The following is a 15,525-nucleotide window of genomic DNA, read 5'->3' as shown; positions in this document are numbered from 1 at the left end:
GGCGGCGCGGGGGCCCGGAGACCGGCCTCGGCCGACAGCGGGAGGTAGCCGGGGCGTTCCCCGGCGGCCTCGCGGGCTGGTCGCGGTGCCGCAATGGCACCGCAGCGGTGGTGCCCGAGAGAGAGACCGCGAGCCTGCCAGGAAGGCGCGAACTCTCGGCGGTACCCATGCCGTCCTCACCGGCTCGCGATGTAAAGGGCGCGAGCCAGCGGGACCGGTAGGCCGGCAGCAGGGCCCGTTCTGGTGAACCCCAAGGCAGCCGGGGATCGTGTGGCCGAGGCGTGGGCGGAGGCCCGGCGCCGCAGGGGGCACCCGGTTCCGGTCCTGGGACACAAGCGGGTGGCCCGCGCCGCCGCAGCACTGGCGGCCGCCGGAACGGCGGAAGAGCTCCTGGCGCAAGCGGCCGTCGACATGGCCCGGGAACCGACGTGGCTGGACCTGGAACGGCACCTGGAGCACTGGTCACCACCCGCTGCCCCCGCAGCGCCCGCCGGACCGGTGACGTACTGCGGGAGCTGTGACTACGGCTGGGTCACCGGAGAGGACGGCCGGGCCAGCAAGTGCCCGTGCCGGACCGGCGGGACACCATGACCGGGCCCCGATTTCACTCACTTCGCCGCCGCCGCGGGCTTGGCGGCAAGCAGCAAAACCGCTTCCTCGGGTGAAGCGGTCTTGGAGATCCATCAGGTAGTCGATGCCCGCAACATCACTGACCCACCCTAGATTCGTTGGCCAGGAGGGTGTGGGGCTCCATTGGAGAAGCCCCACACCTGCGGTTGATCCGCTACGGGCGGCCGATCAACCGGAGAAAGTGAACATCCAAACTGCCCACATCGCCGTAGCGAGTACACAGACTGCAGGCACACTGTGCCAACGCCGAATCCAGAGAAGCGCTGAACGCGAGACGTTTTCGCTTATCAGGATCCGCCGAATTACTTGGTAGCAGACCTGCCGGGAGACGAACATGGCGCTGGGGAATGCCAGGACAAGAGCGATCGGGACCAGAATGGACGGATCCGGATTGGACGGCACAAAAACCAGGGCCAGTACCGCTGCCGCTGCCACGATAACGAACCAGAACCATGAGAGGAGCGCCATGGTCTCCGCGGCAGGGATCCAGACCTCCGACGCGTCTCGTTTGGTGATCGCCCGGGATTGCTGATGGAGGACAGCAGTAACCGCTTTGCTGCCATCAACTGCCGTCTGGGCGGCTTCCACTCGATCGCCTCCGGCAAGGAGAAGCGCTACCACGTAGGTCAGGCCGTGCTCCGTATATCGCAACGGTCCGCTGGCCCTTCGCTTCATCGAAGCCATCGTCGCCATCCTTGCTGTCGGTAGGAGTGATACTCGCCGTATGCGCTGTAGGCCAAGGAACCCCCTCCGTACCAGCGGTCGACTCGATCCGCGCGGTGAGTGTAGCGGCGGTGATAGCGGCGGCTTGCTTTCGCTGCCCTGCTTCGCGCCCGCTTGTAGTATCTACCCCTGCCAGCGATGCCCTTGGGTGCGCGGCCAAGCCTGCGAGCCTTCCACAGCCTGCCGGCCGCACCAAATCCCTTCCCTGCACCAAAGGTGACGCTTCCGGCGATGTCAAGCCAGCCGCTTCGGTCGTGGTGACGCACCTTGTAGATTCCGCGCCCCAGGGAAATCCCCGCGGAAATTGCCGCACACGCGGCGCAGCCGAACATTCCCGCGACAGCGAGGCCGGTACTGGCTCTATCCAACCACTTTCCCCATCCGAATCGGCCGTCAAGATCCAATCGGTTGACGGGGTCGCCGCTGCAGTATTCGTAGGCGTTGGCGTTTCCGCCGGGTACTGGGTCGACGGACATGAAGCGTCCAGTCGTGGGGTCGTAGAGGCGTACGCCCATGAGGATGGTGCCCGTGATGGTTTCGCTAGAACGCTGCTTACTGCCAAGCCACCCGTAGCGTCCGGCGAAGGTACCGTTTTCGGCGTTCCCGTATTCGTCGTAGGCGAGGGCGACGGGTGCTTGCGCGGTGTCCAGCGGGAGCTGGACGGTGGTGTCGCCGTGGATGTCGGTCAGCTGGAGGACGACATTGCCGGTGGCGCTGGTGGCGGCGTCGAGGTCTCCGCTGATGCCCTGGACGTTGCGGCTCAGGCTGCTGGCGCTTTCCTGGGTCCAATCGGGGCTGTCGCCCTCGCCGCCGTAGTGGTTGGTCTTGGACGCGGTCTGGGTCCAGGTGCCGCTGGTGTTGGTTTCGGTGGTCCAGGCAGCAAGGCGGCCTGCCGCATCGAGCGTCCAGGTCTGCCGGCTGGTGCCGGAGGTCTGGTTTCGGACCAGGTCGTTGGTGTAGTAGCCGATGGTGGCGCCGGACGTCTGGGTGGTGGTGCGGCCGAATGCGTCGTAGATGGTGCCAGCGGCGGTGAGCCGGTCGGCGCTGTCGTAGGTGTAGGACGTGGTCGTCGCGCCGGTGGAGGTGCAGGCCGTGTCGACGTCGCTGGTGGCGACGGCGAGGGCAGTGCGGTTGGTGTTGTTGTCGAAGGTGTAGTCCCGTCGGGTGCAGGACCCATCGGGGGCGGTGTCGTCGGCGCGGGTCAGACGGCCTACGGCGTCGTAGGCGTAGGCGCGGTCGCGGGTCTGGCCGTTGGATCCAGTCTCGGCGACGACCTGGCTCTGGACGGAGTGGTCGGCGGTGTCGGAGGCAACGAGGAGATTGTCGCTGTCGCGGGTGTAGACCCGGGAGGTCTCCTGGCCGGTCTCGTCCTGACCGAGGGTGAGGGTGTAGCCGCCAGGCAGGGCCTGGGTGGTCAGGTCACCGTCCGCGTCGTAGGTCGCCGAGAAGGTTCCGGCGACCGAGTCGGTGCGGGAGGTTTCCAGGCCGCGGGGGTCCTTGGTCGTGTCGTAGGTGTAGGTGGTGGTCGACGGGGCGGAGTCGGTGGTCTTCACCACGCGGCCAAGCGCGTCATACGCGGTGGTTGTGGTGTTGCCGGCGCCGTCGTTGTAGGAGATCTCCCGTCCGAGCTGGTCGTAGCTGTGGCTGACGGTCTGGCCGCCTGCGGTCACGGTGGCCACGTCGCCACTGTCCGGGTCGTACGTGGTGGTGGTGTCGGGTACCGCCGTGCCCACGCCGGTGACGCTGACGGTCTTGACGCGGCCAGCACCGTCGTAGGTCGAGGTGGAGGTTCGCGTCGAGCCGTTAGCGGTCTCGGTGACCTTGGCGGTGTTGCCCCACCGGTCGTATTCGGTGGTCGTGGTGGGGAGCTGGCTGGGGTTGCTACCGCCGCCAGTGATGGTGCCCGCTGGACCGACTGAGCAGACCTGGTCGGCCCATTCGGGCCGTCCGTTGCAGGCTCCGGTGCCAGTGGCCGACCAGTAGGTGGTCACGGTGGTCCCGGCGTCGGTCCCGTTGGACTTGGGCAGACTGCTCTTGATCACCCGGCCCTGTGCGTCATACGCGGTGGTCGTGGTGAGCGCCAGTCCTGCGGGGTCGGTGATCTGCTTGGTGGGCAGCCCCTTGACCCAGTCGTACTCCGTCTTGGCCGTGCGCACGTCGCCATCGGAGGGGTAGCCGTCCACGAACGCGCCGGTCTTCACGGTGGTGACCTGGTTGGCGACGGTCGCGGTGCCGTCGGTGGGGCGGCCCTCGTCGTAGGTGTTCACGGTGTGGGAGCGCGCGGGCCAGACGGTGCCGGCCGGCAGGTCGGTTCCGCCGGTGCCTGCCTTCAGCGCCGTGGTCAGGGTGACCTGGTGGAGCGGACCCGTCTCCTCGAGCTGCCGAAGGCCGTCGGCGGAGTACACCGAGCGGGTGGACAGCTGCTCGGCGCGAGCAGCGGTTGACAGGGCATCGATACCCAGGCCGGCGAGCTCGTCCAGGAGCGCGCCCCCGGTGGCCAGGGCCAGTTCACGGTTGCCCGCGGTCAGTTCACGGACAGTGTTTCCGAACTGGTCGTACTCGGTGGTGGTGATGTGCCCGCCGGGGGTGGCGGTGTTGACCTCACGGCCGGAGGCGTCGGTGTAGGTGACGGTCGCCCGTGTGTAGTCCGCCGCGGTCAGGTCCGAGCCGGTGTTCGAGGCCGGAACGGCGTCGGCGGGGAAGACAGCGGTGGCGTCGGCTGGCACGTCGACCTGCCCCCAGGCGGCCACGTCGGAGGTGCCCATCTGGTTGGGTGCCTTGGCCCCGGACAGCGGCACGTCGTAGACGACGCTGGTGGTGGCGGTGGTGCCGTCGGTCTCGGACTTGCTGCCCGCCTTCAGGTTCGGCCGGGACGCAGACCACAGCTTGCCGCTGTCCTCACCGGTGCCGCCCTTGTAGGTCAGCGTCCAGCGGAGTTCGCCGGCCGGGGTGAGCGTGGTGACGCGGTCAGCGCTGTCGTAGGTGTAGGCGGTCTTCAGCGCAGGTGTAATCCGCGGGTCCCACTCCTCACGCAGCCGGCCGGAGTCGTCGTACGCGTACTGCGCGACCACGGTGGCCGTCGCGGCGGCCGCGCCGGGGTCGGTGGCCCACTGCTTGATCTGCTTGACGCGGCCGGTGTAGTCGCCCAGCGCCGAGGCGGTGGCGGTGGTGGAGGTCGCGTAGACGAACTCCAGCATCCGGCAGCCCTTCGTCGACGGCGTGGTCTCGCACGTGGCGGCGGAGACGGCCGTGGTCGGGGCGATCAGGTACTTCGGACGGGCCAACGTCACGCTGCCGGAGACGACCTTCTCCGAGACCACCTTGGTGGTGGAGTTGTCGGTCGGCAGGTAGGTACTGGAGACCACCCAGGTGGAGGTCGAGGGGTCGACCCGGGCGAACGTGGTCGTGGTGCCCTCAGTGTCCTTCAGGGTGAAGTCGGAGACCTTGGTCAGATCATTGTTGATCTTTCCGGTGCTGTCATTGCTGGTCAGCGTCAGATCCTCGGAGCCGGGCTCGGGCTTCCAGCCGCCGGAGGTGGTGGCGGTGAAGCCGGTGTCCAGGCCGTCGACGTCGGCGAGGGCCACCGAGGTGGTCGAGGTCTTGTGGACGTTGGTCCAGTCGGAGTCGGTGAGCTCCGCGGTGGTGCCGGAGGTCCACTGGGGGCCGTAGATGGCTACCTGGCCCTCGGTGCTGGCACCGGCGGCCGGGCGCCGCGAGGAAGCGGTGCGCGAGGCGGACAGGCCGAAACCGGAGGCGTCCGTGGCCGCGACGGTGAAGTCACCGGTGAGGGTGTTCACCGAGCCCGGGCCGATGTCCTCGCTGGGGGCGGTGCCGGCGTTGCGGTCCACGGTGACCGTGACGGACTGGCTGTAGCCGGTGGTGGTGCCATCGGTGAAGGCCGCCCGGATGTCGATGGGCCCGTCCTGCGTCAGCGACGACGTCACATTCCAGGTCAGTCCCGCCGGGGCGCCGCCTGAGACGGTGACCGGCCAGACAGCCACAGCCGAACCGTCGGAGGTCTTCGTGACATCGCCCAGCGGGACGGTGTGCCAGGCATCGGTCTCACCGCGCCGGTACTGGTAGGTCACCCCGGTGTAGCTGGTCTTGCCCTTGGACGTCAGGCTGACCCGGCGGGCGCTGGAATCGCCGTCGCCCGGCGTGAGCAGCGCGGCGCCGTCGGCGCCGACGCCGAAGCTGTACTTGGTGACTGCGGTGGAGAGGTTGCCGCCAGAGTCAACGGTCTGGGCGTACAGAGTGTGCCAGCCGTCAGCAGGGCTGATGGACACCGTCAGCGGGTCGCCGCCGGTGCCGTCGGTGGTGTCGTCCACCCGCTTGGGCAGGGACGGGTCGTCCAGGCCCCACTTGAAGCCCTGGCCGTCGGTGGAGGTGGTGTCCAGGGTGCAGGCCACCGCCCCTGAAGCCTTCGCCGTCCAGGTGTCCTTGCCGTAGGTGTCGCACAGCACGGTGGGCGCCACGGGCAGGGCCGTGTTCAGCACGAAGTTGGTGTAGCCGGACCAGGTGCCGTAGTCGGTGCCGTCATATGCCCGCACCCGGTAGCGCAGGTGCGTTCCAGCGGGGAACGCGGAAGCGGACGGGATCGCCAACGTGGAGGTCGAACCGGAGGTCACCGTCTTGCCAAACGCGGTGTAGGTGTAGGTGGTGTCCGCGTTGGTCGGGTTCGGGGTGATCTCGAACTGGGCCTGGGCGTTGCCGCCGTCGGCATCGGTGACCTTCGCCGACAGAGTCGGGGTCAGCGAGGTGACGTAGCGCGAACCGTTGTAGGCGTTGACCACGCTCGGCTGGATCGCGGCCGAGGCTGTGGTGGCGTAGGAGTTGTAGGTGACCGTCAGGTGCGGCTCGGTGGCTCCGTCGACGCCGGAGTTGTAGTTCGCCGAGCGGAAGCGGCGCCAGGTCAGGGTGTCGGTCTCGTCCGCGCTGCGGACCTGCAGGCCGTAGTTGGCGGAGCCGTCGGCCCAGGCCTGCACGATGGCGTCGATGTCGAAGTTCATCGTGCCGGCCGGGCAGGAAGAGCTCCAGCCCAGCGCAGCCTTGTTGGTCACCGCGCCCGTGGTCGTGGTCGACGGCTGCGCGCCCCACGTCACGGTCGAGGACGACCAGCTGCTCGTGATCCGGCGGACCTGGGTTCCCGCACCTGCCGTGGAGCAGGTCGAGGCGTAGTACGAGTACAGGGCGAGGTTGGTGTCGGTGATGTGCTTGCCCTTGAACTTCGCCACATCGAACATCAGGTACGAGCGGGCGATGTGGCCGCCTGCGTCGTAGGTGCCCGACTTCAGCTCCGTGGAGGAGACCTGGGAGTCGGTGTAGTCCGGGGTCTGGATCCAGGTGTCGGTGGTCTCAGCCAGCGTGGAGGTGGGGTCGACCGTCACCGGGTACGTCGCGGTGGCCAGGAAGTCCGCCGCAGGTGTCAAGACCAGGGTCTGCTGGCCGTCGCCGCCGGTTTCGATCTTCGTGGCAACCCGGGCCTGGTGCTCCGGCTCACCGGAGACCTCGTTCTTGCTGGAGTCCCACATCATCGGCGCCGGCGCCTCGGCCACCAGCTTCCCGTCGGCGTCCTTCAGCAGCAGGTGCCCGGAGTCGGCCTCGGACAGCTTCAGGCCGTCCAGGTCGAGTGGGATCCGGTAGGAGACCGGGCCGTCCGGCTGCTGGTCCAGGACCACGTTCTGCGAGAAGCCCTGCGGCAGCGCGGTCACCGTCAGCGTCTGACCGGCGCCCAGGTCATAGGAGGCGGTGTCGTCCTTCACCTGCGGGGTGGGGAGCTTGTCCTGCCAACCCAGGCCGAAGGACTTGTCCCCCTTGGCCACCGACGCCAGGGCCGTGTCACCGCCGTCAGAGACCGCGATGTCCGCGGCCGTCGCCTGCGGGGTCAAGGACGCGCCGGTGTCGGACAGCGACGTGTCAATGTCCTGCCACCTACCGTCCTGCTTGACCCGGATAGGCCCGGCGTACGCCGCGGTCTGCAGCTCACCGCTCGGCAGCGCCCACGTCGTGGAATCCGACGACCGCGCCGACAGAACCTCGATCTTCCGGTCCTGCAGCCGGGCCATCAGCAGCGCCGACGCCTCGTCCTGCGCCTGCGCCGGGCCGTCGGCCGTGGCTGTCGCGGTAGCCGTGGGCGCTTGCTGTGCCAGCGCCACTGCCTGTCCGGTGGACTCCACCACCAAGGCCGTCTCAACAGCCAGCATCAGGGTCACAGCCCCCGCTATGCGGCGCACGCGTCTACTCGCCGCGGGCGAGGTGGTGCTGAACGGGCCGGGCGGCCCGTCCTTGAACCAGAAAACCATTCACATCTCCTTCAAGAGATCCCCATGTGGATCAGGAAGGAAGATCTATCTCGCCGCAGAAACGGGTTTCTCACCGGGGCCCATGAAACCTTCCGAAGTCCCTCTCGCACCCGCCTGACCAGCGGCGCTACGGCCAAGTTCCAAGGGGACTAGCGCCGCACACATAACCCTCAAAAGGCAAGAGATAGTAAAGCTCGGGGCTGGCCGATATTTTACCTTTGTTGCGCGCGCGTCAATTCGATCACCCAACTGGGCATTCAAGAAGAGGACTTACGCCCAACATCGAGTAAAGCAGAGGGAAACTATATATGACCATTTTGCGTATGCTTCGAACCTGAAATCCGATCATTCGGAGCCCCAGGCAACCACCACCCACACGCAAAGCGCCTACCGACGCCCCGGCAGTTGATGCCTCGGCATCACCGATCAGCCCGTGGACAGACACGGCGCGGCGGCATGGCTCGGCAAGGCGCTACCGCTCCATGGCAGTGCCCGATACCAGCCCCGACTTCGAACCGCTGCCGCAGCTCTAGGTGTTCTGTCCCGGGAGGTTGTGGACGGGTGATGCAGGTCTCGGTTGAGGGATCTTGAAATGGGTGAGGGCCTTCTGGCCTGGTGTGGATTGCGACATCTGCACAGTTATCTGCACCTTTTCTCATCGTTGATCGCGGTGTTGGACATCACGATCAAGGAGAGCGAAGTGGATCTACGTCACGAACTGATGGAGGGTCGGGCCCAGCTGCCCCGTGCTGGTGCCGTGGTGGAAACCGGTGAGGCCCACCCTCCCTTCATGGTTGTCAACGGCCTCGGACGCGAGGTGGAACCGGTCACCGCGTACCTGCGCGACCTGGCGCTGAATGACAGCAGCCCGCTGACCGCCCGTAGCTACGGGTTCGGAATGCTGCGGTGGTTCCGGCTGCTGTGGCTGCTCGACGTGGCCTGGGAACGGGCGACCGAGGCGGAGACGGCCGTCCTGACCGGCTGGCTGCGTACGGCCCCAAACCCGCAGCGCCGGCGGCGCAACCCGCAGTCGCCGCCTCCGGGAACGGTCAATCCCCGGACCGGGAAGCCCTACCTCAGCCCCGGGTACGCACCGACGACCATCAACCACGCCCTGTCGGTGGTCAGCGGCTTCTACACGTTCCATGCGCACTACGGACGAGGTCCGGTAGCGAACCCGGTGCCCGCCTCGTCACAGCGTCGCCGGGCCTTGAGCCACCTGAGCCCGCTGGCGCCCAAGCCGGTGTTGGGCCGGGCCAGGCTGCGTCAGAAGGTTGCCAGCCGGCCTCCGCGCTCCATCCCCGATCCGCTGTGGGACGAGCTGTTCGCCGCCATGAGCTGCGAGCGGGATCGAGCCCTGCTCGACTGCTACGTCTCCAGCGGCGCCCGGGCGGAGGAGTTGCTCGGTGTCGGGACCGGCGACATCCACTGGGCCAAGCCGGGCCTCTACGTCATCACCAAGGGCACCCGAGAACGCGAGCTCGTGCCGATCTCGCCGGAGGCATGTGTCCGCCTCGCCCGCTACCTGGACAGCGTCGGCACGCCCGAGGTCGGCGAGCCGGTCTGGCGCACTCGGCACGGTGAAGACCGGCCTCTGACCTACTGGGCGATGCGTCGGGTGGTGCAGCGGGCCCAGCAGAACCTGTGCACGAACTGGACGCTTCACGACCTGCGCCACACCGCGGCCCACCGGATGGCCAACGGCGGCAAGCTCACGCTGCCCGAGGTCCAGGCGGTGCTGCGCCATGCGAACATCCAGACCACCAGCCGCTACCTGGCGGTGCGGGTCGAGGAGATCTTCGACGCCTTGCTGGAGCACTACAACCAGCCGCGCCCCCAGGTGAGTTACCCGACCGGCTACGCCGCCGACGACATCGCGGCGGTGTTCGGTGCCTAAGACCGCCGCGAGCCCCACCACCGGCATCAGCCGCCGCCACGGCCCGATCACCGAGGGCCTGGACTACCCCAGCCGCTTCGTCGGTGGCCCGATGACAGCCGAGCCGGCCACAGCCGCCACGCCACCCCGTCCGTTCGGCGACCTCTCCCGCAGCAGTTCGCGGTCGATCGCGAAGCTGGTCGTCGACACCTGGGATGGAGGTATGTCAACGCGACAGCAGCGCGGCCAGGCCGCCGGGCTCCTCCTGGACTACCTGGCCGGTTACCCCGGCCTGACCTGGCAGGAACGGTGGGACGCCAGCCCTGTCGGGCAAGGACTGGCCGACGTCAACGACCTGGAGTGCCGCCGCAGCCCCAGTGTCAAACTCACCACCGGCCTGCGAGCCCTGATCTGCCTGCGCGTCATCCAGCCGTCCCTGGTGGCCTTCCGGCGCCACCACATGACCGGCTTCGCAGCCCACTTCATCTCCGCCCAGAGCGACCCGCTGCTGGACGAGTTCGCCAAGCAGGTCGAGGTGCATCAGCACACCTACGCGCACCGCACCGAGGCCCTGTTCGACCTGTGCGTTCTGCTCGCGGTCCAGGGGGTCACGCTGAGCGACGTCACGGCTCCCGCTCTGCTGCACTTCGCGCAGGAGAACCGGCGGGCCTGGTCGGTGGTGGACCCCGGCAACAAGGCCGGAAACCGGCTCCGTGGCCAAGGCGTGTGGCACGTGCTCCACGCCACGGGCCACCTTCCACCGACCGTTCCGGCGACGATGCGCGCTGCTCTCATGCGGGGCCAGAAGAGCGTCGAGGAGCTTGTCGATCACTACCCGATCCGCAACCAGGCCGTTCGCGGGCTGCTGATCGGCTACTTCACTCGGCGCCGCGCGGACACCGACTACGCCACCTTGAAGAACCTGGTCCTGCACCTGGCCCATCACTTCTGGGAGAAGATCGAACGTCTCAACCCCGACCAGGCTGACCTGCGGATCTCCCCAGAGATCTACACCGCCTGGCGGCAGATGATCGCCGTCAAGGACAACGGTGCTCCGCGCGCCGGGGCAGACAGCCTGGTCATCTCCGTCCGCAGCTTCTACTACGACCTGCACACCTGGGCCGCTCAGGAGCCCGAGCGGTGGGCTGCGTGGGTGGCTCCCTGCCCTGTCCCGCCCTCCGACCTGCACGGGCTCGGCGCTCGCCGTCGGCGGATCAACGAGCGCAGTGCCGACCGCACCCGCCAGCGTCAGCCTCTGCTGCCGGTGCTCGTCGAGCATGTCGAGTCCCGCTACGACCACTTCCGTCAGCTTCTGCAACTCGCTGAGGAAGCGGTCGAGGGAGAGTCGTTCACGTTCGCCGGCACCAGCTACACACGCGTGCTGAGCGAAGCCGACCGCAAGCTCAGCCGTCACACAGCACCTATCCCGCCGCGTCTGCGGAACAACGACAGCGGCGAGATGGTCCACGTAGCCGCCGAGGAGGAAACCACCTTCTGGGACTGGGCAGCGGTGGAGACGCTGCGGCACTCCGGGGTCCGCGTCGAGGAGCTGTGCGAGCTCACTCACCTGAGCATCCGCCAGTATCAGCGACCTGGTGGCGAGGTCATCGCGCTGCTGGTCATCGCTCCTTCGAAGACCGACCGCGAACGCGTGATCCCGATGTCCGCCGAGCTCTTCCACGTGATCGCCTCGATCATCCGCCGACACGCTCGCACCGGGCGGCCGATCCCGCTCGTGCCCCGCTACGACCCGCACGACAAGGTCTGGAGTCCTCCGATGCCGTTCCTGTTCCAGCGGCAGAACGGCACGGTTCCCGCGGTCTTCAACGTCGGCACGATCCAGAAGATGATCGAGCGGCGCTGCCTCGCCCTCGCCGAAGTGCACCCCGGCTTCAAGGGGCTGAAGTTCACCCCGCACGACTTCCGGCGGATCTTCATCACCGAACTCGTCAACAGCGGCCTGCCGATCCACATCGGCGCGGCCCTGCTGGGCACCTGAATGTCCAGACCACTCGCGGCTACGTCGCGGTGTTCGACGAAGACGTCATCCGCCACTACCAAGAGCACCTGGAGCACCGGCGCCAGATCCGTCCCACCGACGAGTACCGGGACACCACCTCGGACGAGTGGACCGAGTTCGAGGAGCACTTCGACCGTCGCAAGGTCGAGCTCGGCTCCTGCGGACGCCCTTACGGCACCCCCTGCCAACACGAACACGCCTGCATCCGCTGCCCAATGCTCCACGTCAACCCCAAGATGCTCGCACGACTCACCGAGCTGGAAGCCGACCTTCTGCAACGCCGCGCACAAGCCGAAGCCAAGGGTTGGATCGGTGAGATCGGAGGCATCGACCTCACCCTCACCTTCCTCCGTGCCAAGCGCGACGAGACCCAACGCCGAGCCCAGCGACCAACTCTGCACCTCGGCATCCCCGCCCGCCGCCGGCCGAAGGGGTTCGAATGACGCTCCAGAGACCGATGGCCGATCCAGAACCTCGAACGCCTCGGCGCCCCCCGGAATATGATCGAACGGAACTGCCGTCCATGCCCGGCTCGCGGGCTCTCGGCCGGTACGGCCTCGACCTGCTCCTGTGGCCGGACAACCGCACCTATCGCATGCGAGCCTGAGCCAGTCCAGCCACGCCGCCGCAACGAACGCATTCTCTTTCGCGAAATCGACAGCAAGAGTCATGCAGGGGGAAATCATGCCTACCCTTCTCTATTACCCTTTGGCTAAGCCTCCAGTGAACGTGGTCCACGAAGCGTTGCTGTACTGGGACGGCATCGCTTCGATCGTATCGGATAGACAAGAAACGTATGAACGCACGCTCATGGGCACGCTGCAAGATCTCAAGGACCGGGGATTTTACCGCCCCATTAACCTCAAGCGTCATTACAGTCTGCTAGCCAACAGGGAAATCGATGACTTTCCTGGGATGGTCGATTCGCTCCATGCACTCGGCCCCCACAGGGGGCGCCCCGTCTACCTTGACGACGGGGGAAAGGTGGGATTCCGTCTCGAAGAGGGGCTTATCGCACTTGGTGTGGCTCGACGTCATCGATCCTTTGAGCGTCCCCATCTTGGATCCCTCGTAGTTCCTGAGAAGGCGCTACTCGTCCTGGCCAGCACGTTGGCTCAGGAGGTGGCCCGCTCGACAACGAGTATCTCCTACACGCCCTATACCGATCAGTCCACGGCTGAGGAACTTTCGCTGAGGCCGCATGCACGGTCCGCTGTATCGGCTTGGCGCGTGGAACTTGGCCGCATGCTGCCCATGCCCGCACCAGGAACCCCAACCTCCGAGGTTCTGGCCTTCCGTGAAAAATACGCCGCCGAGCGAGAGCGTTTGATCAGGGCAACTCAGGCCATGCTCAGTGAGCTCAACCGGCACTGGGAACACCCGGCCGATGTTCTTCAACGCATGCGCAGCGAACTGACCCAGGCACGCGGGGACTATCAGGGAGCTGTAAAGAGCAGTCGCATGGCGTGGATCACCAGGTCCATCTCGGCCACGGTGGCGGTAAGCACTGCGGTAGTGGGAGCCCTGGCCGTCCCAGACCTAGCGTGGGCGGCCGGTATCGCCGGAAGCGTCGGGTTCAATATTGCCACTCGCGAGGTTCGTCCCGTGATGCAGAAAAAGCAAGAGCATCCGTTCAGCTACCTCCGGCTCGTCGAGAAAGAACTGTCGTAGCAGCGGCTTCGTGGCCGAGTTACTGGAGAGCGGGTATTGCTGAGCATCTGGGCGGACGGGAGATCCGTATCTCGCGCGGACTGCGGTGCCGCCCGCAGCCATCGAGCAAAAGCCCGACGAGCAGAGCTGCCCGTTACTAGACCAAGGAAGAAGCCGGCGCTACCGCGGTCCGGCCGAGGAAGACCGCTGAGCAGCACGCGTCAGGCAACCGCGTCCCTGAGCAGGCAGCTTCGGGGACGAGGGCATCGGCGGTCTACCGGAGGCTGACGCTCACGCCTCGTTCCTCGAAGATCTCCACGAGCAGGTCGAACAGCGCAACCTGGCGATCGCCGCCAGCGGGCACGCGCTCCACCAACCGTGCCCTGGCCTCGGCCGAGGAACCCCAGTGCAAGGTGAACGGAGTGGTGGTGCCCCAGCCGCCCCTCAGACAGTCGTCCAGAGCGTCAAGGTTCCAGCCGAAGTATCCGCCGGGCCCGTTGATGGCTTCACCGATCGCGCAGTAGAAGGTGTCCTTGTCGACGATGTGCCGGCCGTTCAAGGTGAACGCCTGGCCTGCGGGCGCATCGGGCTTTCCCTGGCGTTGGTACTCCCGGGACCACAGGGCCACCGACAGCCACGCGTGTCTGTCCGCGGGTGCGAGTTCGTGCCACATTCCGGTGCGGTTCAGGCGACCAGTCCGGAGCAGATCCCACGCTCGTTCCGCTCCAGGCAAGGCGTTCTCGCACCACAGCGTCACCGTGAGGTCGACGAGGCCGGCTCCACGGGCGGAAGGCTTGACGTCGACGACGGTGACCTCGCCGACGAAGTAGGACCCCATGGTGGCACCGTCGCCGTCGAGGAGATCGAACCAGGCGTTCCCCGCCATGGCACGACGACCACCGACATGATCGACGCTCTTCAGTAGGCCACCCTGCGGGAGGCAACCTTCGAGGCGCACTCTGCGAGCCCCCTCCTCAGCCGGCAGAGGCGTGAAGAACCCCTCGGCCTCGTGGGCAAAGCCCCAGAAGTCGCTGTCGTCCTCGTCCGAGGTCAGCGTGTACTTCTGCCCCTCGCCGCCCCGCCCTGATGTTCGCATCGCACCCCCAATGAGAGCGCTGATCCTACCGACGCTCGGCGACCTGCCGGGCGGTCGCCAGCGCCGTCGCGCCCCATGACCCCATCCCATCCATCTCGGAGGTCCTTTGACGAGCCACATAACCGCCGTCACCCGTGAGAGTGAAGTGCAGAGAAGCACCGGCGACCAGAAAGGCCCTCGTGCCACACCGTAATGCACCCCTGACCGAGACCGGACGCCTGCGTCTGGCCCGCTGCGTCGTGGACGACGGCTGGCCGCTGCGCCGGGCCGCCGAACGCTTCCAGGTCTCGCCGACCACCGCCCAGCGCTGGGCCGACCGCTACCGAGTCTTGGGCGAGGTGGGCATGGCCGACCGCTCCTCTCGTCCGCATCACAGTCCGCGCCGGCTTCCGACCCGCACCGAACGCCGGATCATCAAGGTCCGGCTCGCCCGCCGCTGGGGACCAGCGCGGATCGCGCACCTGCTGAACCTGGTGCCCTCCACCGTCCACCGCGTCCTGACCCGGTTCGGGCTGGCCCGCCTCGCGCACCTGGACCGGGCCACCGGGCAGCCGATCCGCCGCTACGAACGCGACCGACCCGGCGAGCTGGTTCACGTGGACATCAAGAAACTCGGCAACATCCCCGACGGTGGCGGCCACAAGGTGCTGGGCCGCCCAGTAGGACGCAAGAACCGCACACAGGTGGGTTACAGCTACCTGCACACCGCCGTCGACGACCACTCCCGTCTCGCCTACAGCGAGATCCTCACCGACGAGAAACAGGAGACCGCCACCGCGTTCTGGACCCGGGCCCAGGCGTTCTTCACCGCCGCCGGAATCACGGTCGAGCGCGTCCTGACCGACAACGGGTCCTGCTACAGATCCCACGCCTGGCGCGACACCCTGACGGCGGCCGGGATCGCCCACAAGCGAACCCGGCCCTACCGGCCGCAGACCAACGGCAAGGTCGAACGCTTCAACCGCACCCTGCTCGAGGAATGGGCCTACGCGATGCCCTACCGCTCAGAGACCGAACGACGAGCCGCGTTCCCACGCTGGCTCCACACCTACAATCACCACCGCGGACACACCGCGCTGAACGGCAAACCACCCGCCAGCCGCGTCCCCAACCTCACAGGGCAATACATCTAGTGTCCTGAGTCGTTGTTTCGCTGCGTAAGTCGGTGGTGGTTCGTCATGATGGGCGGATGGCGAGGACGGGACGGCCGAAGGCCGAGTTGGTGCTG

Annotated in this window: 9 protein-coding genes; 6 read left to right on the top strand and 3 right to left on the bottom strand. The window is 67.1% G+C overall.

The window, feature by feature from the left end; genetic code table 11:
- The first annotated feature begins 243 nt into the window (after positions 1–243).
- Positions 244–591 carry a hypothetical protein gene (locus tag PV410_RS35080; protein ID WP_500329970.1) on the top strand — a complete coding sequence of 116 codons (348 nt, stop codon included), beginning with the start codon at positions 244–246 and terminating at the stop codon, positions 589–591.
- Between the two features lie 207 nt (positions 592–798).
- Here the strand turns inward: PV410_RS35080 and PV410_RS35075 are convergent, their stop codons facing one another.
- Complete coding sequence (locus PV410_RS35075) at positions 799–1,314, bottom strand: hypothetical protein (RefSeq protein WP_500329968.1); 516 nt, start codon at positions 1,312–1,314, stop codon at positions 799–801.
- Complete coding sequence (locus PV410_RS35070; RefSeq protein WP_500329966.1) at positions 1,302–7,655, bottom strand: DNRLRE domain-containing protein; 6,354 nt, start codon at positions 7,653–7,655, stop codon at positions 1,302–1,304. The genes PV410_RS35075 and PV410_RS35070 overlap by 13 nt, the downstream gene beginning before the upstream one ends.
- 700 nt (positions 7,656–8,355) lie before the next feature.
- On the opposite strand from PV410_RS35070, the gene PV410_RS35065 reads away from it, so the two are divergent.
- The 4 genes from PV410_RS35065 to PV410_RS35050 all read left to right on the top strand — a co-directional run bounded on the left by PV410_RS35065 (position 8,356) and on the right by PV410_RS35050 (position 13,222).
- Positions 8,356–9,552 (top strand): tyrosine-type recombinase/integrase, encoded by a 1,197-nt coding sequence (locus tag PV410_RS35065; RefSeq protein WP_500330040.1) that lies wholly within the window; start codon positions 8,356–8,358, stop codon positions 9,550–9,552.
- On the top strand, positions 9,545–11,530 hold the full coding sequence (locus PV410_RS35060; protein WP_500329964.1) for a site-specific integrase: 1,986 nt from the start codon (positions 9,545–9,547) through the stop codon (positions 11,528–11,530). Before PV410_RS35065 ends, PV410_RS35060 begins: the two co-directional genes overlap by 8 nt.
- A gap of 29 nt (positions 11,531–11,559) precedes the next feature.
- Positions 11,560–11,994: an integrase gene (locus PV410_RS35055; RefSeq protein WP_500329963.1), complete on the top strand. Its 435-nt coding sequence runs from the start codon at positions 11,560–11,562 to the stop codon at positions 11,992–11,994.
- Between the two features lie 241 nt (positions 11,995–12,235).
- On the top strand, positions 12,236–13,222 hold the full coding sequence (locus PV410_RS35050) for a hypothetical protein (RefSeq protein ID WP_500329961.1): 987 nt from the start codon (positions 12,236–12,238) through the stop codon (positions 13,220–13,222).
- 253 nt (positions 13,223–13,475) lie between these two features.
- On the opposite strand, the gene PV410_RS35045 is transcribed toward PV410_RS35050, so the two are convergent.
- Entirely contained in the window at positions 13,476–14,297 is an 822-nt protein-coding gene (locus tag PV410_RS35045; protein WP_500329960.1) for a barstar family protein, read from the bottom strand.
- Between the two features lie 179 nt (positions 14,298–14,476).
- Between PV410_RS35045 and PV410_RS35040 the strand changes: the two genes are divergently transcribed.
- Positions 14,477–15,430 carry an IS481 family transposase gene (locus PV410_RS35040; RefSeq protein ID WP_500329959.1) on the top strand — a complete coding sequence of 318 codons (954 nt, stop codon included), beginning with the start codon at positions 14,477–14,479 and terminating at the stop codon, positions 15,428–15,430.
- Positions 15,431–15,525 lie beyond the last annotated feature (95 nt).

Source organism: Streptomyces sp. PA03-5A (genome assembly GCF_033792725.1).
Taxonomy (GTDB): domain Bacteria; phylum Actinomycetota; class Actinomycetes; order Streptomycetales; family Streptomycetaceae; genus Actinacidiphila.
The sequence above is the reverse complement of the archived record's forward strand: the minus strand, read 5'-3'. Positions and strand labels throughout refer to the sequence as shown.

What these genes read in the sequence shown, in the direction of transcription:
- PV410_RS35075 (WP_500329968.1), bottom strand. Translation starts at nt 1,314, where the DNA reads ATGGCTTCGATGAAGCGAAGGGCCAGCGGACCGTTGCGATATACGGAG.
- PV410_RS35070 (WP_500329966.1), bottom strand. Translation starts at nt 7,655, where the DNA reads ATGGTTTTCTGGTTCAAGGACGGGCCGCCCGGCCCGTTCAGCACCACC.
- PV410_RS35050 (WP_500329961.1), top strand. Translation starts at nt 12,236, where the DNA reads ATGCCTACCCTTCTCTATTACCCTTTGGCTAAGCCTCCAGTGAACGTG.
- PV410_RS35045 (WP_500329960.1), bottom strand. Translation starts at nt 14,297, where the DNA reads ATGCGAACATCAGGGCGGGGCGGCGAGGGGCAGAAGTACACGCTGACC.